The organism is Kribbella flavida DSM 17836 (assembly GCF_000024345.1).
Taxonomy (GTDB): Bacteria; Actinomycetota; Actinomycetes; order Propionibacteriales; family Kribbellaceae; genus Kribbella; species Kribbella flavida.
The window spans coordinates 6,718,022-6,738,351 of the sequence record NC_013729.1; the positions used below are offsets into that span (position 1 = coordinate 6,718,022).

General features: G+C 69.5%; 19 protein-coding genes. 3 read left to right on the plus strand and 16 right to left on the minus strand.

All coding sequences use genetic code 11. The annotated features are described in order from the left end of the window. Nucleotides 1-18 precede the first annotated feature (18 nt). The gene (locus KFLA_RS31185) at nt 19-816 is read right to left on the minus strand and encodes a DUF899 family protein (RefSeq protein ID WP_012923835.1); all 798 of its coding nucleotides are present in this window, start codon (nt 814-816) and stop codon (nt 19-21) included. A 77-nt stretch (nt 817-893) separates the two neighbouring features. Between KFLA_RS31185 and KFLA_RS31190 the strand changes: the two genes are divergently transcribed. Continuing rightward, on the plus strand, nt 894-1,376 hold the full coding sequence (locus KFLA_RS31190) for an RrF2 family transcriptional regulator (RefSeq protein ID WP_041289562.1): 483 nt from the start codon (nt 894-896) through the stop codon (nt 1,374-1,376). A 53-nt stretch (nt 1,377-1,429) separates the two neighbouring features. Next, nucleotides 1,430-1,894, plus strand: a complete 465-nt coding sequence (locus KFLA_RS31195; RefSeq protein ID WP_012923837.1) for a cupin domain-containing protein — start codon at nt 1,430-1,432, stop codon at nt 1,892-1,894. A 768-nt stretch (nt 1,895-2,662) separates the two neighbouring features. Here KFLA_RS31195 and KFLA_RS31200 read toward each other — a convergent pair. Further along, the gene (locus KFLA_RS31200) at nt 2,663-3,061 is read right to left on the minus strand and encodes an SRPBCC family protein (RefSeq protein ID WP_012923838.1); all 399 of its coding nucleotides are present in this window, start codon (nt 3,059-3,061) and stop codon (nt 2,663-2,665) included. A 197-nt stretch (nt 3,062-3,258) separates the two neighbouring features. On the opposite strand from KFLA_RS31200, the gene KFLA_RS31205 reads away from it, so the two are divergent. Beyond that, nucleotides 3,259-3,879, plus strand: coding sequence for an AAA family ATPase (locus tag KFLA_RS31205; RefSeq protein WP_012923839.1), 621 nt, complete (start codon nt 3,259-3,261; stop codon nt 3,877-3,879). 136 nt (nt 3,880-4,015) lie between these two features. Here KFLA_RS31205 and KFLA_RS31210 read toward each other — a convergent pair whose 3' ends face one another. The 14 genes from KFLA_RS31210 to KFLA_RS31275 form a co-directional block, all read right to left on the minus strand. Further along, nucleotides 4,016-5,038 (minus strand): polyprenyl synthetase family protein, encoded by a 1,023-nt coding sequence (locus KFLA_RS31210; protein ID WP_012923840.1) that lies wholly within the window; start codon nt 5,036-5,038, stop codon nt 4,016-4,018. Continuing rightward, nucleotides 5,035-6,561 (minus strand): NADH-quinone oxidoreductase subunit NuoN, encoded by a 1,527-nt coding sequence (gene nuoN / locus KFLA_RS31215; RefSeq protein ID WP_237706898.1) that lies wholly within the window; start codon nt 6,559-6,561, stop codon nt 5,035-5,037. The genes KFLA_RS31210 and nuoN overlap by 4 nt, the downstream gene beginning before the upstream one ends. A gap of 80 nt (nt 6,562-6,641) precedes the next feature. Continuing rightward, nucleotides 6,642-8,165, minus strand: coding sequence for an NADH-quinone oxidoreductase subunit M (locus KFLA_RS31220; RefSeq protein ID WP_012923842.1), 1,524 nt, complete (start codon nt 8,163-8,165; stop codon nt 6,642-6,644). Then, on the minus strand, nt 8,162-10,036 hold the full coding sequence (gene nuoL / locus KFLA_RS31225) for an NADH-quinone oxidoreductase subunit L (protein ID WP_012923843.1): 1,875 nt from the start codon (nt 10,034-10,036) through the stop codon (nt 8,162-8,164). Before nuoL ends, KFLA_RS31220 begins: the two co-directional genes overlap by 4 nt. 11 nt (nt 10,037-10,047) lie before the next feature. Further along, nucleotides 10,048-10,347 (minus strand): NADH-quinone oxidoreductase subunit NuoK, encoded by a 300-nt coding sequence (gene nuoK, locus KFLA_RS31230; protein ID WP_012923844.1) that lies wholly within the window; start codon nt 10,345-10,347, stop codon nt 10,048-10,050. Further along, nucleotides 10,344-11,177 (minus strand): NADH-quinone oxidoreductase subunit J, encoded by an 834-nt coding sequence (locus tag KFLA_RS31235; protein WP_012923845.1) that lies wholly within the window; start codon nt 11,175-11,177, stop codon nt 10,344-10,346. Before KFLA_RS31235 ends, nuoK begins: the two co-directional genes overlap by 4 nt. A gap of 5 nt (nt 11,178-11,182) precedes the next feature. Beyond that, nucleotides 11,183-11,731 (minus strand): NADH-quinone oxidoreductase subunit NuoI, encoded by a 549-nt coding sequence (nuoI, locus tag KFLA_RS31240; RefSeq protein ID WP_012923846.1) that lies wholly within the window; start codon nt 11,729-11,731, stop codon nt 11,183-11,185. Continuing rightward, a complete protein-coding gene (nuoH, locus tag KFLA_RS31245) occupies nt 11,724-13,061 on the minus strand; it encodes an NADH-quinone oxidoreductase subunit NuoH (RefSeq protein WP_012923847.1) in 1,338 nt (445 codons plus the stop codon). Before nuoH ends, nuoI begins: the two co-directional genes overlap by 8 nt. Beyond that, complete coding sequence (locus KFLA_RS31250) at nt 13,058-15,487, minus strand: NADH-quinone oxidoreductase subunit G (RefSeq protein WP_012923848.1); 2,430 nt, start codon at nt 15,485-15,487, stop codon at nt 13,058-13,060. The genes nuoH and KFLA_RS31250 overlap by 4 nt, the downstream gene beginning before the upstream one ends. Nucleotides 15,488-15,602: 115 nt before the next feature. Continuing rightward, complete coding sequence (nuoF, locus tag KFLA_RS31255) at nt 15,603-16,904, minus strand: NADH-quinone oxidoreductase subunit NuoF (RefSeq protein ID WP_012923849.1); 1,302 nt, start codon at nt 16,902-16,904, stop codon at nt 15,603-15,605. 2 nt (nt 16,905-16,906) lie between these two features. Beyond that, nucleotides 16,907-17,734, minus strand: a complete 828-nt coding sequence (nuoE, locus tag KFLA_RS31260; RefSeq protein WP_012923850.1) for an NADH-quinone oxidoreductase subunit NuoE — start codon at nt 17,732-17,734, stop codon at nt 16,907-16,909. Next, on the minus strand, nt 17,735-19,072 hold the full coding sequence (locus KFLA_RS31265; protein WP_012923851.1) for an NADH-quinone oxidoreductase subunit D: 1,338 nt from the start codon (nt 19,070-19,072) through the stop codon (nt 17,735-17,737). It lies immediately after the preceding gene. Then, nucleotides 19,072-19,779 carry an NADH-quinone oxidoreductase subunit C gene (locus KFLA_RS31270; protein ID WP_012923852.1) on the minus strand — a complete coding sequence of 236 codons (708 nt, stop codon included), beginning with the start codon at nt 19,777-19,779 and terminating at the stop codon, nt 19,072-19,074. The genes KFLA_RS31265 and KFLA_RS31270 overlap by 1 nt, the downstream gene beginning before the upstream one ends. Continuing rightward, the gene (locus KFLA_RS31275; protein ID WP_012923853.1) at nt 19,776-20,330 is read right to left on the minus strand and encodes a NuoB/complex I 20 kDa subunit family protein; all 555 of its coding nucleotides are present in this window, start codon (nt 20,328-20,330) and stop codon (nt 19,776-19,778) included. The genes KFLA_RS31270 and KFLA_RS31275 overlap by 4 nt, the downstream gene beginning before the upstream one ends.

Genomic DNA, 20,330 nt, shown 5'->3' on the forward strand with positions numbered 1-20,330 from the left:
GAGGCGGCGTGTCGAGCACTAGGCGGGCTTTGGTGAGTGGTGCAGGTTCACCTGAGCCGGACCTGCTGTGCCGAGGTCGTCCGAGCGGCCGGCTTCCACGCGGGACCACTGGGCGATGGGGCGGCCGTTCATGCGGTGGTAGTGGGCGCCGTCGCCGTTGCGCCACGACTGGGGCCAGCCACTCGGGGAGTCCTCGTGCGGTTCCTGCCGGCCGTACACGGTGAGGTCCATCAGCGCGTAGCTGTTGTCCATCACCTCGACGCCGCGACCGGTGGTCCAGTACGTCTCGAACACCCGGTCACCGTCACGGACGTAGCAGACCAGGTGCATCATGCCGACGACCCGCCCGACAAGCAGCTTCTCCGTGGAGGGCTCGGCGGAGTACCACGGCATGGTCCAGCCCATGAAGTCCCGGTACCGGCTGCTCTCGGCGTACGGACCCTGGCAGAACACGGCGTACGTGATGTCGCGCGAGTGCAGGTAGGCCAGTTCGGCGACCTGGGTGTTGCACCAGGTGCAGCCCGCGCACTGCTCGTGGGCGGGGTGACCGGCATGCCACATGGAGAAGTAGGCGATGAGTTGCCTGCGGCCCTCGAACGCGTCGAGCAGGGTGACTGGTCCGTCCGGGCCGGTCAGCTCCAGCGTCGCGTCCACCTCGACCATCGGTAGCCGGCGACGGTCCGCCGCGATCGCGACCTCCTCCCGCGTAAGCGCCTTTTCCCGGGCCCGCAACCGGGCGACCTCGGCCTCGAACGCGGCGCGGTCGGCGACCGGCGGCAGGGCGATGACATCGTCTGTGCTCGTTTGCTGCGTCATGCCCGGTACGTCGGAGCAAGCGCCGGTCGCTCGACGCGGTCTTGACGGTTTGATCCTGGACATTTAGTATCTAGGTTATGAAGATGAACGAGGGCGTCGAGTGGGGCATGCACACCTGCGTGAACCTCAGCTGGATGCCCGGCGAGGCACTGCCGGCCAAGAAGCTCGCCGCCTTCTACGAGCTTCCCACGGCGTACCTGAACAAGCAGCTGCAAGCGCTCACCCGGGCCGGAATCCTCTCTTCGACCTCCGGCCCCAAAGGCGGCTTCCAGCTCGCCCGGCCGACCGACCGGATCACCCTGCTCGACATCGTCGTCGCCATCGACGGACCCGACGAGGCGTTCCGCTGCACCGAGATCCTCAAGGCCGGACCAGGCGCCGACCCGCGGGAGGACTACCGCACGACCTGCCTGATCTCCCAGGCGATGCGCCAGGCCGAGCTGGTCTACCGGCGCGAACTGGCCGCCCGCACGATCGCCGACATCGTCGCCGACGTCGAGCGGCAGTTCCCGCGGTCGCCGGAGAGCACCCGCGCCTGGTTCGCCAACCTGAAGTCCTGAGCTGTTTCAGGACTCGATTCTGGACATCCAATATCCAATTAAGGAGCACTGTCATGACCACCACCCCGATCGTCGTCCGCGCCGCCCAGGCCGAGGTGCTCAGCGCCAGCGGCGTCACGCTGCTCGCCGACACCCCCGCCACCGACGGCCACCTGACCAGCCACCGGTCGGTCTTCCAGCCGGGCAAGGAAGGTGCTCCCCCGCACCTGCACCGCGAGGCGTCCGAGCTGTTCTACATCCTGTCCGGCAGCCTGCGCGTACTGACCGGCGAGCAGCTGATCACGCTCGACCAGGGCGACTTCCTCGTCGTACCGCCGAACACGCCGCACGCCTTCGAGGCGGCCGGCGGCGACCAGACCGAGGTGCTCTTCGTACTCACCCACGCCAAGCCGCGCTTCGACTACTACCGCCTGCTCGAAGGCGTCTACCGCGGCGAGACCGACCCCGCGGTACTCGCCACCACCAGCGACCAGTTCGACAACCACTACGTCGACAGCCCGACCTGGAAGAACCGCTGAGCCCCGTACTCCCGCTGGAGCAGGCCCTGCGGACGTTCGAGCAGATCCTTCGCAGGCCCGCGACTTCCTCGTCGCGCTCGGACGCGGCTGCCGACGCGAGGCAGTCCGGCCCTCTTCTTCGGCGCACTGGAGCGGATGAGCACCCCGTCACTCCCCTACCGCCAGCCGACCCCCCGAGGCCCGCGGCCACCCCCGCACCACCTTGAGCACCACCCAGCCACCAACCGCCTTCACCGATGACCAGCCGATGCCCAAAGTCCCGCACTCCGGCAAACCCCGAGCCACCCCGCCCCACCTTGAGCACCACCCAGCCACCAACCGCCTTCACCGATGACCAGCCGATGCCCAAAGTCCCGCACTCCGGCAAACCCCCGCCGCCCTGCCGCCGCCCGATCCCGGCAACCCTCGCCTCCACCCGGCCCCGGCCACCCTCGCCTCTGCCCCGACAACACTGGCCCCGCCCGTGCCGCGCAACCCCGCCCGCGACCTCCACCTCCACCGGCCATCCCACCCCGCTTTGAGCACGGGCCAGTCACCACAAGCTTCAAACGGCGACTGGCCCGTGCTCAAAGCGGGCCGATCGGGCGAGGGGTGCGAGGGGTGCGGGATTCGGATGGTGGGTGGGATGGGTGCGGGATTCGGATAGGTGGGGTACGGAGTTCGGATGGTGGCGGGCCGGGCGCGGCCTCGGCGGGTGTGGGCTGCGGTAGTGGCGGGGCCGGGTTCAGATTCGGTGGGCGGCGCGGATAGACAGGGCGCGCGTACGGGTCAGTCCTTCTCCAGCAGGGTTTTCAGGGTTTCGAGGTCGGCTTGTACTGCGGTGGCGTCGGCCTCGAACTCCGCGTCGGTCATCCCGGGCCGGCGGCGCAGGCTGAAGACGACCTCGCAGCCGGTGCCGTCGGCAATCACCCGCATCGGGTTGTACGTCGCCTCGCCGGTCGGCAGCGTCACGGTGTGGTCGAGCACACCGAAGGGGTTGCGGGGCGCGAAGCTGAGCTCGATCCGGCCCATCGGCGAGTCGGCGAACCACCGGTCGCCGACGCGCTCGACCGAGCTGCTCAGTCCGGCGGCCCACGCGGGCAGGTTCGCCGGGTCGGAGGCGTAGTCGTACACGACCTCCGCCGGGCGATCGACAACAGTGCTGAGGTGCCGGGTCATCGACGTCATGACCGCGACGCTATCCGGCCGTCGCCGCCGCGGTCTTGAACGGATCGGACGTGGCTCTCAGCGGATTCACAGCAGCTTCTTATCGCCCGCGCGCCGTTTCGCGGAACGCCGCTCGCGGTCTCCGCCGTTGTCGATGGAAAGGTCCGCGCGGACGTCCGGGTGTCACCGGCGAGCTGCGGGCCAGGAAAGGAGTTCCGTTGACAGAGTTGATGGTCGCGCCGGAGGTGCACCGGGCCGGGCATCCGGACCCGGGCGAACTGCGCTACCCGGCGGACTCGCTCGTGGTGCTGGCAGGGATTCCCGGAGCCGGCAAGAGCACGCTGCTGGCCCGGCTGTTCCCGGCCGGCAGCGACGTCCGAGTGCTCGACTCCGCCGCCGTCCGCGCACGGTGGAAGCCGGCGCTCGGCGCGATCCCGTACCCGCTCTGGCGCCCACTGATGCACCTCGCGTACTACGTGCAGGTGCTGCGGGCGATGCGCGACGGCGGGCCGCTCGTCATCCACGACTGCGCGACGAGACCGTGGGTGCGGCAGTTGATCGGCCGGGCCGCGTCGCACAACGGGCTGGCCGTCCACCTGATCATGCTGGACGTGCCGGAGGACGTGGCCCGGCTGGGACAGCGGGCGCGCAACCGCGTCGTACGCGCCGGCAGCATGGCCAAGCACAGCAGACGTTGGCCCCGACTCGTCGAGCTCGCCTCGGTCGACCCCAGCCACGTCGTACCGGGCGCAGCCTCAGCAGTGGTCCTCACCCGCCCCCAGGCCAACAACCTCCACCACCTCACCTTCACCCCCGCCGCCCCCACCCCCACCCTCTGACCGCCAAGTTGTGGGTTATCCCCCGATATGACGACGGGTGAACCCACAACTTGCGGGGTTATCCCCGCAAAATGCGGGGGGTGCGGAGGTGCGGCGGCGGGCGGGTGCAGGTGGCGGCGGGGGCGGGTGGGTGGGGTCAGACGGAGCGGGTGACCACCAGGTCGCAGAGGGATTCCAGGGCGGAGCGGGCGATGCCCTCGGGCAGGTCGGTGAGCAGTTTGCGGGCGTCGTCGGCGCGGCGGCGAACGTCTTCCTCGGCCTGCTGGAGGGATGGGTGCACGCGCAGGGCGGCCAGCGTCTCGGCCAGGCGGGCGTCGTCGGTGAGGTCGGAGTCGAGCAGCTCCAGCAGCCGGGCGTCCTCGGGCTTCGCCGGGTCGGCCTGGGCGCGGAAGATCAGCACCGGCAGGGTCGGTACGCCCTCGCGTAGGTCGGTGCCGGGAGTCTTGCCGGACTGGCCGGACTCCGAGGTGACGTCGAGGATGTCGTCGGCCAGCTGGAACGCGGTGCCGATCTCCTCGCCGAACGCCCGCAACGCCTCCTGCACCTCGGCCGGGGCGCCGGCGAACCGGGCCCCGAACAGCGCCGACGTCGCGATCAGCGAACCGGTCTTGTCGGCGACCACCGACAGGTAGTGCGCCAGCGGGTCCTGGCCCTCGCCGACCCCGAGGGTCTCCCGGATCTGGCCCTCGACCAGCCGGCCGAAGGTCCGGGCCTGGATCCGGACCGCCTCCGGGCCGAGCGAGGCGACCAGGTCGGACGCCTTGGCGAACAGCCAGTCGCCGGCCAGGATCGCGACCGAGTTGTCCCAGGCCGCGTTCGCCGTGGAACTGCCGCGGCGCAGCGCGGCCTCGTCCATCACGTCGTCGTGGTGCAGCGTCGCCACGTGGGTCAGCTCGACCACGACGGCCGCGTCGACCACCTCGGTGGCCGTGGGCCGCGGCCCGAACTCCGCGGCCAGCAGGACCAGCAGCGGCCGGAACCGCTTGCCGCCGGCCACCATGACGTGCTGTGCGGCCTGGGTGACGAACGGCGCCTCGGACTGGGTGGAGTCACGCAGCGCCTGCTCGACCCGTTCCAGCCCAGCACGGACCCGGGACTCGAGCGCCTCGTCGGCGAACGCGAATCCCAGGCTCTGCGCCGGCAGCGGAGTCGGACTCAACGGATGAACTCACCCGCGCGGGCCGCCAGGTCCAGCACCGGTCCGGGAACCAGACCGAGCACCACCGTGGCGGCGAGACCCAGCGCGACGGCGGCCGTGGTCTGCCACCCGGGCAGGGCCACGTCCGGAGCGTCCTCCGGCAGGTCCGAGAAGAACATCAGCACGATCACCCGGACGTAGAAGAACGCGGCGACCAGGCTGCACAGCACCGCCACCACGACCAGCGGCCAGGCGCCACCGGTCCAGGCCGCGGTGAACACCGCCCACTTGCCGGTGAAGCCCGAGGTCAGCGGGATGCCGGCGAAAGCGAGCAGAAAAATGGCGAAGATGCCGGCCAGCAGCGGCGACTTCTTGCCCAGCCCGGCCCACCGGGACAGGTGGGTGGCCTCGCCGCCCGCGTCCCGGACCAGCGTGACCACGGCGAAGGCGCCGACGGTCGCGAAGCCGTAGGTGACCAGGTAGAACAGCACCGCCTGGGTCGAGGTGATCCCGTTGGTCACCCCGCTGCCGGTCTGCGCCAGGCCGACGAACGCGGTGAGCAGGAAGCCCGCGTGCGCGATCGACGAGTAGGCCAGCATGCGCTTCACGTCGGTCTGGGTGATCGCGACGATCGAGCCGACCACCATGGTGAGGATCGCGACGACCCACATCATCGGCGCCCAGTCCCACCGGGTACCGCCGAGGGCGACGTAGAAGACCCGCATCAGCCCGATGAACGCGGCGATCTTGGTGCAGGCCGCCATGAACCCGGTGACCGGGGTCGGCGCGCCCTGGTAGACGTCCGGCGTCCAGGAGTGGAACGGCACCGCGCCGACCTTGAACAACAGGCCGACCGCGAGCAGGGCGGTTCCGGCCAGCAGGATCGCGTCGCCGCCGGTCTTGGTGGCCAGCGCGTCGGCGATGCCGCCGAGCGACATGGTGCCGGCGTACCCGTACAGCAGGGCGATGCCGAACAGCAGGAACGCCGAGGCGAACGAGCCGAGCAGGAAGTACTTCATCGCCGCTTCCTGCGAGATCAGCCGGCGGCGCCGGGCCAGCCCGCAGAGCAGGTACAGCGGCAGCGAGAAGACCTCGAGCGCGACGAACAGCAGCAGCAGGTCGTTGGAGGCCGCGAACAGCATCATGCCGCCGATCGCGAACAGCGTCAGCGGGAAGACCTCGCTGTGCTCGACCCGGGCCGCAGTGCCCTCGCGCTCGGCCTCGCTGCCCGGGATCGCGGCCGCCTGGCCGGCGAACGCCGACAGGCCACCGTCGATCGAGCGCTCGGCGAACAGCAGCACGCTGATCAGCGTCAGGGCCAGCAGGATCACCCAGGTGAACAGCGCCGGGCCGTCGACCGAGATCGCGCCCTGAGCGGCGATCAGCTTGGTGTCGTCGGCCATCAGCAGCACGGTCAGTACGCCGGCCACCAGCAGGGCGACGACCGTGATCGCCACCTGGACCAGGTGCCGCCAGGCCCGCGGCAGGAACGCCTCGACGAGCACGCCGAGGCACGCCGCACCGAAGATCACGAACAACGGCATCAGCTCGTTGTACTCGATCTTGGGCGCGACGAAGTCCGCCAGCGGCGCCGCCAGCACAGTCTGCGCCGACAGATTGAAGCTCACTTCTGTCCCTCCGTCACGGGGATCTCCGGGGCCTTGTCAGTGACACCCACGCGCTGCATCGTCGACTCCACCGCGGGCTTGATGATGTCCACCACCGGCTTGGGGTAGATCCCGAAACCGACGATCAGCAGCGCCAGCGGCGCGATCGCGAGCACCTCGCGGGCGTTCAGGTCCTTCAGCTTCTCGATCCCGTCGCGGACCGGCCCGGTCATCAGGCGCTGGTACATGATCAGGATGTAGAGCGCGGCCAGCACGATGCCGAGCACCGCGACCACGGCGATCACCTTGTGCCGGCTGAAGGTGCCGGCCAGCACCATGAACTCGCTGATGAACGGCGACAGACCCGGCAGCGCGAGGCTGGACAGGCCGGCGAACAGGAACGTGCCGGCCAGCACCGGGGCCACCTTCTCCACGCCGCCGTAGTCCGCGATCCGGGCCGAGCCGCGGCGCGAGATCAGGTACCCGGCGACCAGGAACAGCGCCGCGGTCGAGAGTCCGTGGTTGAACATGTAGAGCGTCGAGCCGGTCATGCCCTGCGAGGTCAGCGCGAAGATGCCCATCACGATGAACCCGAAGTGCGAGATCGAGGTGTAGGCGATCAGCCGCTTGATGTCGGTCTGCCCGATCGCCACCAGCGCGCCGTACAGCACGCTGATCAGCGCCAGCACCAGGACCACCGGGGTGGCCCACTCCGACGCGTTCGGGAACAGCCCCAGGCAGAACCGGATCATGCCGAAGGTGCCGATCTTGTCCAGGATGCCGACCAGCAGCACCGACGTGCCCGGCGTCGCCTCGGCGGCGGCGTCCGGCAGCCAGGTGTGGAACGGCACCATCGGCGCCTTCACCGCGAAGGCGAAGAAGAAGCCGAGGAACAGCCAGCGCTCGGTGTTCTGGCTCATGTCGACCTTGATCAGGTCGGTGAGCAGGTACGACGGCTCGCCGCTCTTGGCCGAGACGACGTACAGGCCGACCACCGACGCCAGCATCAGCAGACCGCCGAGCAGCGAGTAGAGCAGGAACTTCACCGCCGCGTACGACCGCTGCGCGCCACCGAAGCCGCCGATCAGGAAGTACATCGGGATCAGCGTGGCCTCGAACAGCACGTAGAACAGGAACACGTCGGTGGCGGCGAACACGCCCAGCGACAGCACCTCGAGGGCCAGGATCCAGGCGAAGAAGGACTTCTCCGACCAGCGCCCGCCCTTGGCGTCGTTCCAGGACGCCAGCTGGACGATCGGGGTGAGCAGTGCGGTCAGCACGATCAGCACCAGGCCGACCCCGTCGAGGCCGAGCGCGTAGTGCGCGCCGAACGCCTCGATCCAGGTGTGGGTCTCCTCGTAGTCGGCCGCCCCGTTGCGGTGGTAGCCGACCGTGATCACCAGGGTCAGGGCCAGGGTGGCCAGCGAGAAGCCCAGCGACACCTGCTTGGCGAGCAGGCCGCTGGCCTTGGGCACCGCCATCGTGACCAGGGCTCCCACGAACGGCAGGAGCAGGAGAAACGTCAGCCAACCGATGTTCACGACAACCTCACCGCGAGGAGGGCGACGACCACGAAAGCGGCGCCGAAGACCATGCTGAGTGCGTACGAACGGACGAAGCCCGTCTGGAACCGGCGGAGCCGGCCGGACAGCCCGCCGAAGAGTGCGGCCAGCCCGTTCACCAGGCCGTCGACGCCCCGGTTGTCGAGCCAGACCAGGGTCCGGGTGAGGTACTGGCCCGGACGCATCAGGACCGCCTCGTTCAGCGCGTCGCCGTACAGGTCACGGCGGGCGAAGGTGGTGACCGGCGAGACCTTGACCGGCGCCTCGCGCGGGATCTCGTGGCGGTACCGCAGGAAACCGATCGCGGCACCGACGGCGACCACGGCGACCGTGATCAGCGTCATCACCAGCGCGCTGACCGGCGGGTGGTGCTCCTCGTGACCGACCACCGGCTCCAGCCAGTGCACGATCCAGTGGCCGCCGAGGAAGTACAGCGCACCACCGAAGACCGACAGCACCGCCAGCACGATCAGCGGGACCGTCATCGACGACGGCGACTCGTGCGGGTGCACGTCCTCGGCCCAGCGCTTCTTGCCGAAGAACGTCATCATCATCAGCCGGGTCATGTAGAACGCGGTGATGCCGGCGGCCAGCAGAGCGCACAGACCGATCACGAAGTTCTCCGCGAACGCGGCCTCGATGATCTTGTCCTTGCTCCAGAAGCCGGCGAAGCCCGGGAACCCGATGATCGCCAGGTAGCCCATCGCGAAGGTGACGAAGGTGACCTTCATCGACAGGCGCAGCGCGCCGTAGTGGCGCATGTTCACGTCGTCGTTCATGCCGTGCATCACCGAGCCGGCGCCGAGGAACATGTTGGCCTTGAAGAAGCCGTGCGTGATCAGGTGGAAGATCGCGAACACGTAGCCCGCCGGGCCGAGGCCGGCGGCGAGCATCATGTAACCGATCTGGCTCATCGTCGAACCGGCGAGCGCCTTCTTGATGTCGTCCTTGGCGCACCCGATGATCGCACCGGCCAGCACCGTCACCGTTCCGACGATCACGACCGCGGTGGAAGCCACCTCGGTGTGCTCGTAGATCGCGCTCGACCGGGTGACCAGGTAGACGCCGGCGGTGACCATGGTCGCGGCGTGGATCAGGGCCGAGACCGGGGTCGGGCCCTCCATCGCGTCCAGCAGCCAGGACTGCAGCGGCACCTGGGCGGACTTGCCGCAGGCCGCCAGCAGCAGCATCAGGCCGAGCAGCGTGGCCCAGGTGGACGACAGGCCCTCGGCGCCGGCGTTCACGGTGGCGAACGCGGACGAGCCGAACAGCGCCCACATGCTCATCACCGCGAGCGACAGGCCGATGTCACCGACCCGGTTCACCACGAACGCCTTCTTGGCGGCGGTGGCGGCCGAGTGCCGGTCCTGCCAGAACCCGATCAGCAGGTACGACGCCAGACCGACGCCTTCCCAGCCGACGAAGACCAGCAGGTAGTCGGCGGCCAGCACCAGCAGCAGCATCGCCGCGATGAACAGGTTCAGGTAGGCGAAGAAGCGGCGCCGGCGTGGGTCGTGCGACATGTAGCCGATCGAGTAGATGTGGATCAGCGACCCGACACCCGTGATCAGCAGCACGAACAGGATCGACAGCTGGTCGACCAGCAGGGTGACGTCCACCCGGACGCTGCCGACCGAGAACCACTCGAACAGCTTGACCGTCTCGGACCGCTCCTCGGCGTCGTGCCCCTGCATCTGGAAGAACAGCAGCGCACCGCAGACGAAGGAGGCCAGCGACGCCGCGGTGCCAAGCAGGTGTCCCCAGGCGTTGGTGGCCTTGCCACCGAGCAGGAGGATCGCCGCCGACACCGCTGGAATCGCGACCAGCAGCCACGCGAGCTCATGACTCATCGGTGATTACCTCAGTACTTGAGCAGGTTGGCGTCGTCGACCGAGGCCGAGCGACGGGTGCGGAAGATGGCCATGATGATCGCCAGGCCGATCACGACCTCGGCGGCGGCCACCACCATCACGAAGAAGGCGGCGATCTGGCCGTCGAGGTTGCCGTGCTGGCGGGCGAAGCTGACGAACGCCAGGTTGGTCGCGTTCAGCATCAGTTCGACGCACATGAACACGACGATGGCGTTGCGGCGCACCAGCACGCCGAGCGCGCCGATGCTGAACAGGATCGCCGAGAGCACGATGTACGGCTCGGTGGTCACGCCTGGCTCCCTTCGCTGGAGGCGGGGTCGTTCGTGGCCGCGTTGCTGTCCGGCCGTCCGGTGGACGAGCCCGCGTCGAGCTTCTGGACGGCCTCGATGTCGGCCCGCTCCTCCGACTCGGGCAACACGGTGCCACGAGCCTGCAGGACCCGCGACACCGAGGTCGGTGCGATCGACCCGTCCGGCAGCAGAGCCGGGGTGTCGACGGCGTTGTGCCGGGCCAGCACACCGGGCGTCGGCAGCGGGCCGGGGTGCACGCCGGTGTCGGCGTACTTGCGGATCCGCTCCTCGGCCAGGTCGCGCTGGGTCTTCTTACGGGTCAGCCGCTCCCGGTGGGCCAGCATCATCGCGCCCATCGCCGCGGTGATCAGCAGCGCCGAGGTCACCTCGAAGGCGAAGACGTACTTGCCGAACAGCAGCTGCGCGATGCCCTTGGGGTTGCCGTCCGGCTGGGCCTGGCCCAGACCGATCGGGTCGCCGTACACGGCGTTGCCGACGGCGAACACCACCAGCACGGCGAAGCCGAGGAAGGCGAGCCCGGCGAGCAGGCGCTGGCCGCGGATCGTCTCCACCAGGGAGTCGGACGCGTCGACACCGACCAGCATCAGCACGAACAGGAACAGCATCAGGATCGCGCCGGTGTAGACGATGATCTGCACCGCGAACAGGAACGGCGCGTCCTGGGCCGCGTACTGCACGGCCAGGCAGATCATCACGGTGGCCAGCAGCAGCGCCGAGTGCACCGCCTTGCGGACCAGGATCATCGCGATCGCTGCCAGCACCATCACCGGTGCCAGCAGCCAGAACGCGAACTGGCCGCCGGTGACCATTGCGATCACTTCTCGCCACCACCCTCGGCGGGCACGGCCGCGCCGGTCAGCCCGAGGTAGTAGTCCTTGTCCGTGGTGCCGAGCTGCATCGCGTGCGGCGGCTCCTCCATGCCCGGCAGGAGCGGGGCCAGCAGGTCCTTCTTCTCGTAGATGAGCGACTCGCGGGACCGGTCGGCCAGCTCGTACTCATTGGTCATCGTGAGCGCCCGGGTCGGGCAGGCCTCGATGCACAGGCCGCAGAGGATGCAGCGCAGGTAGTTGATCTGGTACACCCGGCCGTACCGCTCACCGGGCGACATCCGGCCGCCCTCGGTGTTGTCGGCACCCTCGACGTAGATGGCGTCCGCGGGGCAGGCCCACGCGCACAGCTCGCAGCCGATGCACTTCTCCAGGCCGTCGGGCCAGCGGTTCAGCTGGTGCCTGCCGTGGAACCGCGGCGCGGTCGGCTTCTTGTCGAACGGGTACTGCTCGGTGAACACCTTGCGGAACATCGTCCGGAAGGTGACACCGAAACCGGCGACCGGATCCCAGAGGGATTCTTTGACACTAGCCACGGCTGCCTGCCCTCGATTTCGGCTCGGTGTGTTGACTGGGGAGCGGTGGTGGCACCGGGAACCCGCCGGCGAACGCGTCGAACTCGGCGTCCTCGGCGACAGGTTCGGTCTCGGTCTTCTTCTGCGGCAGGAACATGGTGGCCACCGCGATCAGCGCGATCACGCCGGCGGCGACCAGCAGCCAGGTGCGCGGGGTCTCCGCCTCGCGGCCGATGGCGCGCACGGTGGCGACCAGCACGATCCAGCCCAGCGAGACCGGGATCAGGATCTTCCAGCCCAGCTTCATGAACTGGTCGTAGCGCAGCCGCGGCAGCGTTCCGCGCAGCCAGATGTAGAAGAAGATGAAGCACATCATCTTGCCGACGAACCACAGCACCGGCCAGTAGCCGGAGTTCGCGCCGTCCCAGATCGAGATCGGCCAGGGCGCCCGCCAGCCGCCCAGGAACAGCGTGGTCGCCAGCGCGGACACCGTCGCCATGTTGATGTACTCGGCCAGGAAGAACATCGCGTACTTCATCGACGAGTACTCGGTCAGGAAGCCGGCGACCAGCTCGCCCTCGGCCTCCGGCAGGTCGAACGGCGCGCGGTTGGTCTCGCCGACCATCGAGATCACGTAGATCACGAACGACGGGAACAGCAGGAACGCGTACCAGCCCGGGATCGGGATGTCCGCGCCGAACAGGCCGATCGACTGCTGCGAGCCCTGGGCGGCGACGATCTCCGAGGTGGACATCGAGCCGGCGAACAGGAACACGGTGACCAGCGCCAGGCCCATCGCGACCTCGTAGGAGATCATCTGGGCGCTGGAGCGCAGACCGCCGAGCAGCGAGTACGTCGAGTTCGAGGACCAGCCGCCGAGCACGATGCCGTAGATGCCGATCGAGGCGACCGCCATCACGTACAGCACCGAGACCGGCAGGTCGGTGATCTGCAGGCGGGTGTAGGTGTCGGTGAACGGGATCTTCACCGTCGGTCCGAACGGGATCACCGCGAAGGTCAGGAAGGCCGGGATCGACACGATCACCGGCGCCGCGACGTAGACGAACTTGTCCACGCCCTTCGGCATCAGGTCTTCCTTGAACATCAGCTTCATGCCGTCGGCCAGCGACTGGAGCAGACCGAACGGGCCGTGCACGTTCGGGCCGACCCGGTGCTGCATCCGGGCCACCACCCGGCGCTCCCACCAGATGTTGAACAGGGTGAGCACGACCAGGAAGACGAAGACCAGCAGCACCTTCAGGCCCACGACCCACCAGGGGTCGTTGCCGAAGCCCGCGTCCGGCACGTCGGCCGTCGCCACCAGCGGCGTTGTCACAGCGATGGGACTCATGAGTTCCCTCCGGCGATCGTCACGATCGAGCCATGGTCGGCGTGCAGCGAACGGCGGACGTGCGAGTCGGCGGAGTTCGTCGGCAGCCAGACCACGTTGTCGGTCATCGGGGTGATCACGACCGGCAGCCGGATCGAGCCGGCGTCGGTGCTGACCACCAGCTCGTCGCCGTCGGCCACGCCGACCCGGTGCGCGGTGGTCAGCGACAGCCGGGCGACCGGCCGGCGCGCGGTGGCGACCAGGTGCGGCTCACCGTCGTTGCTGCGGCTCTCGTCGATCAGCATCCGCCAGGTGGCCAGCCGGGTCGAGTCGAACGCGCCGAGCGACGGACCGGCCTGGTACGTCGGCTCCTGCGCGCGGTCGCCGTCCCAGCGGCCGAGCTCGTCGTACTCGCGCTTGGCGCCGGCGGCGGTGCTGAACCCGAGCGACAGGTCCATCTCCTGGGCCAGCGCGGCCAGCGCCCGGACGTCGGGCATCGCGGCCGGCACCGGCAGCACCACCGGGAACGGGCGCTCGCGGCCCTCCCAGTTCACGAAGGTGCCGTCCTTCTCGGCCGTCGGAACGACCGGGAAGACCACGTCGGCGTGCTCGGTGACCTGGGAGTTGCGGACCTCGAAGCTGACCACGAACGGCGCCGCCTCGAGCGCGGCCAGGGCGGCCGCAGGGTTCGGCAGGTCGTCGATCTCGACGCCGGCCACGACCAGCGCCTGCAGCGAGCCGGCCGCGGCCAGGATCTCGCCGGTGTCCCGGCCGGCGGTGGCGGGCAGGTTCTCCACGCCCCACGCGGCCTGCAGGTCGACCCGGGCGGCCGGGTCGGAGACCAGCCGGCCACCGGGCAGCAGGCCCGGCAGGCAGCCGGCCTCGAGCGCGCCGCGGTCACCCGCGCGGCGCGGGATCCAGGCCAGCTGGGCGCCGGTGTCGAGGGCCAGCCGCAGCGCCGCGGACAGGGCGCCCGGCACCGCTGCGAGCCGCTCGCCGACGATGATCACCGAGTCGGCGCCGAGCGCGGCCTTCGCGGCCGCGCCGATCTCGCCCTGGTTGCCCAGGTCGGCCAGAACGGCGGCCTCGGTGCCCGGCGTGGTGGGGACCACGGCGCCGGACAGCTTCTCGACCCCGCGCGAGGCGTAGGACACCAGCGTGAAGATTTTGGTGCCGTTCTTCCGGACGCCCTTGCGGAGCCGGAGGAACACCGCCGGCGCCTCCTCCTCGGGCTCGAATCCGGCCAGCAGCACCGAGCCGGCCCGCTCGAGGTCGGAGAACGTCGTGCCCAGGCCGGTGCCGGCCACCGCGGCGGCCAGGAAGTCGGCCTCCTCGGCGGAGTGCGGACGGGCCCGGAAGTCGATGTCGTTGGTGCCGAGCGCGACCCGGGCGAACTTCGAGTACGCGTAGGCGTCCTCCAGCGTCAGCCGGCCACCGGTCAGCACGGCGGCGTTGCCCCGGGCCGCGGTCAGCTTGCCGGCCGCGAAGTGCAGCGCCTCCGGCCAGGACGCCGGCCGCAGCTCGCCGTTCTCACGGATCAGCGGGTGGGTCAGCCGGTCACCGGTGGACGCGTAGTTGAACGCGAACCGGTCGCGGTCGGAGATCCACTCCTCGTTCACCTCGGGGTCGTCACCGGCGAGCCGGCGCATCACCTTGCCGCGGCGGTAGTCGACCCGGATCGAGGCGCCGCTGGAGTCGTGCTCGGCGACGCTCCACACCGACACCAGGTCGAACGGCCGGGACCGGAACCGGTACGCCGCGCTGGTGAGCGCGCCGACCGGGCAGATCTGGATCGTGTTGCCGGAGAAGTAGCTCTCGAACGGCTCCTTCTCGTAGATGCCGACCTGCTGCAGCGCGCCCCGCTCGACCAGCGCGATGAACGGGTCACCGGCGATCTGCTCGGAGAACCGGGTGCAGCGGGCGCAGAGCACGCAGCGCTCGCGGTCCAGCAGCACCTCGGCGGAGATGTTGATCGGCTTGGGGAAGGTCCGCTTGATCTCGTGGAACCGCGACTCGCCGGCGCCGTTGGTCATCGCCTGGTTCTGCAGCGGGCACTCGCCGCCCTTGTCGCAGACCGGGCAGTCCAGCGGGTGGTTGATCAGCAGGAACTCCATGTTGCCCTGCTGGGCCTTGTCCGCCACCGGCGAGGTCACCTGGGTGCGGATCACCATGCCGTCGGCAACGGTCAGCGTGCAGGAGGCCTGCGGCTTCGGCATACCGCGGCCGTTGCCGGCGTCGGTCACCTCGACCAGGCACTGCCGGCAGGCGCCGACCGGGTCCAGCAGCGGGTGGTCGCAGAACCGCGGGATCTGGATCCCGATCTGCTCCGCGGCCCGGATCGCCAGGCTGTTCTTCGGGACCTTGACCTCGATGTCGTCGATGGTCACGGTGACCAGGTCGACCTTCGCGACCTCGGCGCCCGACGAGGGGTTGGCTTGGATGGTCATGGGGCCTCCTGGTCTGGACTGAGGAACGGAGGGAGCGAAGCGACCGAAGAGACGAGGGAAGACCAGGAGTCGAGCCCCATGACCCGCCGAGCCGGAGGCGAGGCAGACAATGCGGTCATGCGCTTGCTCCAGCGGTCGCGAAGACGGTGGACGCCATCGGGTCGAACGGGCAGCCGCCGTGGGTGAAGTGCGCCAGGTACTCGTCCTTGAAGTACTGGATCGAGCTGGTGATCGGGCTGGTGGCGCCGTCGCCGAGGGCGCAGAACGACCGGCCCAGGATGTTGTCGCACAGGTCGAGCAGGGTCTCGAGGTCCTGCTCGGTGCCCTTGCCGGCCTCCAGCCGCTCCAGGATCTGGACCAGCCACCAGGTGCCCTCCCGGCAGGGGGTGCACTTGCCGCAGGACTCGTGCTTGTAGAACTCGGTCCAGCGCAGCACGGCGCGCACCACGCAGGTGGTGTCGTCGAAGATCTGCAGCGCCTTCGTGCCCAGCATCGAGCCGACCGACCCGACGCCCTCGTAGTCCAGCGGGACGTCGAGGTGCTCAGCGGTCAGCAGCGGCGTCGACGAGCCGCCCGGAGTCCAGAACTTGAGCTCGTGCCCCTCCCGGACACCGCCGGCCAGGTCGAGCAGCTGGCGCAGGGTGATGCCGAGCGGAGCCTCGTACTGGCCAGGCCGGGTGACGTGGCCGGACAGCGAGTACAGCGTCATGCCCTTGGACTTCTCGGTGCCCATCGAGCCGAACCAGTCCGCGCCGTTCTTGATGATGGCGGGAACAGAAGCGATCGACTCGACGTTGTTGATCACCGTGGGGCACCCGTACAGACCCGCGACGGCCGGGAACGGAGGACGCAGCCGGGGCTGCCCGCGACGGCCCTCGAGCGAGTCGAGCAGCGCGGTCTCCTCGCCGCAGATGTACGCGCCGGCGCCGGCGTGCACGATCACGTCGAGGTCGTAGCCGCTGCCGAGGATGTCGGTGCCGATCAGCCCGGCGGCCTTGGCCTCCTCGACCGCCTGCTGCAGCCGGCGGATCACGTGCAGCACTTCACCGCGCACGTAGATGAACGCCGTCGAGGCGCGGATCGCGTACGACGCGATGATGACGCCCTCGACCAGCGTGTGCGGCGAGGCGAGCATCAGCGGGATGTCCTTGCAGGTGCCCGGCTCGGACTCGTCCGCGTTCACCACCAGGTACTTCGGCTTGGGGTTGTCCTGCGGGATGAAGGACCACTTCATGCCGGTCGGGAAGCCCGCGCCACCACGGCCGCGCAGACCGGAGTCCTTCACCGCGGTCACCACGTCGGCCGGCTGCATCCGCAGCGCGGTGCGCAGCGCCTCGTAACCGCCGGACCGCTGGTACGACGCCAGCTGCCAGGAACGGATCTGGTCCCAGTTGTCGGACAGCACCGGGGTCAGCATGGTCAGTCCTCCTTCCGGGTGTCTTCGGTGTGGACCGCCTGGGACTCCTTGCCCGGCTGGTCCTCGGGCCGCGGACCGGCCGCCGCCTCCGGGGAGACGGTCTGCTCGGCCGCCGTACCGCTGCTGGTGTGGCCGCCGGCCGGAGCCGTCCAGTTGCGCTCGCGGGCCAGCCGCAGACCGGCCAGCGTCGCCTTGCCGCCGGTCGGTCCCTCGTCGGCGCGGCCGTCGGGGAACCCGGCCAGCACCCGCTCGGCCTCGCGCCAGGTGCAGATCGTGGCGCCGCGCGGTGACTTCACCTCGGTGCCGTCGCGCAGGTCGTCCACCAGCTGGGTGGCCGACTCCGGCGTCATGTCGTCGAAGAACTCCCAGTTCACCATCATCACCGGCGCGTAGTCGCAGGCGGCATTGCACTCGATGTGCTCGAGGGTGATCTTGCCGTCCTCGGTGGTCTCGTCGTTGCCGACGTCCAGGTGCTGCTTGAGCCGCTCGAAGATCAGGTCGCCGCCCATCACCGCGCAGAGCGTGTTGGTGCAGACCCCGACGTGGTAGTCGCCGACCGGGCGGCGCTTGTACATCGTGTAGAAGGTGGCCACCGCGGACACCTCGGCGCCGGTCAGCCCGAGCACGTCGGCGCAGGCCTCGATGCCCTCCGGGGTGACCCGGCCCTCGACCGACTGCACCAGGTGCAGCATCGGCAGCAGCGCCGACCGGCCGACCGGGTACCGGGCCGCCAGCTCGCGCATCTCGGCGATCGTCGTCTCGCTGATCTTCGAGTCGCCGGTGCTGTAGGGCACGGGCTTGTCGGTCGCAGTCGTGTGGTTCTCGGCCATTTAGCGGTCCACTCCACCCATCACCGGGTCAAGGCTGGCGACGGCGACGATCACGTCGGCGACCTGTGCGCCCTCGCACAGGATCGGCATCGCCTGCAGGTTTGCGAAGGACGGGTCGCGGAAGTGCGCCCGGTACGGCTTGGTGCCGCCGTCGGAGACCAGGTGGCAGCCCAGCTCGCCGCGCGGCGACTCGACCGCGACGTACGCCTGGCCGGCCGGCACCCGGAAGCCCTCGGTGACCAGCTTGAAGTGATGGATCAGCGCTTCCATCGACTCGCCCATGATGTGCTTGATGTGGTCGAGCGAGTTGCCCATGCCGTCGTTGCCGACCGCGAGCTGGCTCGGCCAGCCGATCTTCTTGTCGGCCACCATCACCGGCTCGCCGTCCATCCGGGCCAGCCGGTCGGCGCACTGCTCGACGATTTTGAGCGACTCGTGCATCTCCTGCAGCCGGACCCGGAACCGGCCGTACGAGTCGGCGGTGTCCCAGGTGGGCACGTCGAAGTCGTAGGTCTCGTAGCCGCAGTACGGCTGGGTCTTGCGCAGGTCCAGGCCGTAGCCGGTGGCGCGCAGCGGCGGGCCGGAGATGCCCAGCGCCATGCACCCGGTCAGGTCCAGGTAGCCGACGTCCTGCAGCCGGGACTTGAAGATCGGGTTCGCGTTGCAGAGCTCGGCGTACTCCGGCAGGTGCTTGTTCATCCAGGTGATGTAGTCCCGGATCTTGTCCAGCGCACCCGGCGGCAGGTCCTGGGCGACGCCGCCCGGCCGGATGAACGCGTGGTTCATCCGCAGGCCGGTGATCAGCTCGAACAGGTCGAGCGTCATCTCCCGCTCCCGGAAGCCGATCGTCATCACGGTCAGCGCGCCGATCTCCATGCCGCCGGTGGCGATGCAGACCAGGTGGCTGCTGATCCGGTTGAGCTCCATCAGGAGCACCCGCATCACGTTGGCCTTCTCGGGGATCTGGTCCTCGATGCCGAGCAGCCGCTCGACCGCCAGGCAGTAGGCCGCCTCGTTGTAGAACGGCGACAGGTAGTCCATCCGGGTGCAGAACGTGACGCCCTGCGTCCAGGAACGGAACTCCATGTTCTTCTCGATGCCGGTGTGCAGGTAGCCGATGCCGCAGCGGGCCTCGGTCACCGTCTCGCCCTCGATCTCGAGGATCAGCCGGAGCACGCCGTGGGTGGACGGGTGCTGCGGGCCCATGTTGACGACGATGCGCTCTTCGGGCTCCTCGCCCAGGCCGGCCACGACCGAGTCCCAGTCCTGACCGGTGACGGTGAAGACCTTGCCCTCGGTGGTGTCGCGCGCGTCGGCGTACGGATCTGTCGTGGTCATCAGTTGTAAGACCTCCGCGTGTCGGGCGGCGGGATGACGGCGCCCTTGTACTCGACGTCGATGCCGCCGAGCGGGTAGTCCTTGCGTTGCGGGTGGCCCGGCCAGTCGTCGGGCATCTGGATCCGGGTCAGCGCCGGGTGACCGTCGAAGACGATGCCGAAGAAGTCCCAGGTCTCGCGCTCGTGCCAGTCGTTGGCCGGGTAGACCGAGACGATCGACGGGATGTGCGGGTCCGCGTCGGGCACCGACACCTCCAGCCGGATCCGCCGGTTGTGGGTGATCGAGAGCAGGTGGTAGACCGCGTGCAGCTCCCGGCCGGTCTCGTTCGGGTAGTGCACGCCGTTCACGCCGGAGCAGAACTCGAACCGCAGCGCCTCGTCGTCACGCAGGTGCTGGGCGACCTCGACCAGCCGCTCCGGCACGACGTGCAGGGTCAGCTCGCCCCGGTCGACCACGACCTTCTCGATCGCGCCGTCGCCGACCAGGGCCTCCAGGCGCTCGGTGGCGCCGTCGAACCAGGAGCCGTACGGCTTCGGCGTACCGCCGGGCAGCGCGACCTGGCGGCGCAGGCCGCCGAAGCCGGAGGTGTCACCACTGCCCTTGACGCCGAACATGCCCTCGCGCTGGTCGATCACCTCGGCGCCCGGCGTCTGAGCGTCGCCGGCCGGCGCGGTGGCCGGAAGGTTCTCCGGCTGGTGCTCGCTCATCGCAGCAGGCCCTTCATCTCGAGCGTCGGGGCGGCGGTCAGCGCGGCCTGCTCCTGCTCGGCCTGCAGCGCCTTCTTGTGCGCGCCGAGCTTGCCGTGCTGGATGTCGTCGTGCAGCTTGAGGAAGGCGTCGAGCAGCATCTCCGGCCGCGGCGGGCAGCCGGGCAGGTACATGTCGACCGGGACGACGTGGTCCACGCCCTGGACGATCGCGTAGTTGTTGAACATGCCGCCCGAGGAGGCGCACACACCCATCGCCAGCACCCACTTCGGGTTCGGCATCTGGTCGTAGATCTGGCGCAGCACCGGAGCCATCTTCTGGCTCACCCGGCCGGCCACGATCATCAGGTCGGCCTGCCGGGGCGACGCCCGGAAGACCTCCATGCCGAACCGGGCCGCGTCGTAGCGCGGGGCACCGGTGGTCATCATCTCGATCGCGCAGCAGGCCAGCCCGAAGGTTGCCGGCCACAACGAGGCCTTCCGCATGTAGCCGGACAGGCCTTCGATCGTGGTCAGCAGCACGCCGGCCGGAAGCTGTTCCTCAACACCCAT

Bases quoted from the DNA above. Each gene is read 5' to 3' on its own strand.
- KFLA_RS31190 (WP_041289562.1), top strand. From the start codon at position 894: ATGAAGATGAACGAGGGCGTCGAGTGGGGCATGCACACCTGCGTGAAC.
- KFLA_RS31235 (WP_012923845.1), bottom strand. From the start codon at position 11,177: ATGGTCACCGGCGGCCAGTTCGCGTTCTGGCTGCTGGCACCGGTGATG.
- nuoN (WP_237706898.1), bottom strand. From the start codon at position 6,561: ATGCCGTTGTTCGTGATCTTCGGTGCGGCGTGCCTCGGCGTGCTCGTC.
- KFLA_RS31250 (WP_012923848.1), bottom strand. From the start codon at position 15,487: ATGACCATCCAAGCCAACCCCTCGTCGGGCGCCGAGGTCGCGAAGGTC.
- KFLA_RS31195 (WP_012923837.1), top strand. From the start codon at position 1,430: ATGACCACCACCCCGATCGTCGTCCGCGCCGCCCAGGCCGAGGTGCTC.
- nuoF (WP_012923849.1), bottom strand. From the start codon at position 16,904: ATGCTGACCCCGGTGCTGTCCGACAACTGGGACCAGATCCGTTCCTGG.
- nuoL (WP_012923843.1), bottom strand. From the start codon at position 10,036: ATGAGTCATGAGCTCGCGTGGCTGCTGGTCGCGATTCCAGCGGTGTCG.
- nuoE (WP_012923850.1), bottom strand. From the start codon at position 17,734: ATGGCCGAGAACCACACGACTGCGACCGACAAGCCCGTGCCCTACAGC.
- KFLA_RS31270 (WP_012923852.1), bottom strand. From the start codon at position 19,779: ATGAGCGAGCACCAGCCGGAGAACCTTCCGGCCACCGCGCCGGCCGGC.
- KFLA_RS31185 (WP_012923835.1), bottom strand. From the start codon at position 816: ATGACGCAGCAAACGAGCACAGACGATGTCATCGCCCTGCCGCCGGTC.
- nuoH (WP_012923847.1), bottom strand. From the start codon at position 13,061: ATGAGTCCCATCGCTGTGACAACGCCGCTGGTGGCGACGGCCGACGTG.
- KFLA_RS31265 (WP_012923851.1), bottom strand. From the start codon at position 19,072: ATGACCACGACAGATCCGTACGCCGACGCGCGCGACACCACCGAGGGC.
- KFLA_RS31275 (WP_012923853.1), bottom strand. From the start codon at position 20,330: ATGGGTGTTGAGGAACAGCTTCCGGCCGGCGTGCTGCTGACCACGATC.
- KFLA_RS31200 (WP_012923838.1), bottom strand. From the start codon at position 3,061: ATGACGTCGATGACCCGGCACCTCAGCACTGTTGTCGATCGCCCGGCG.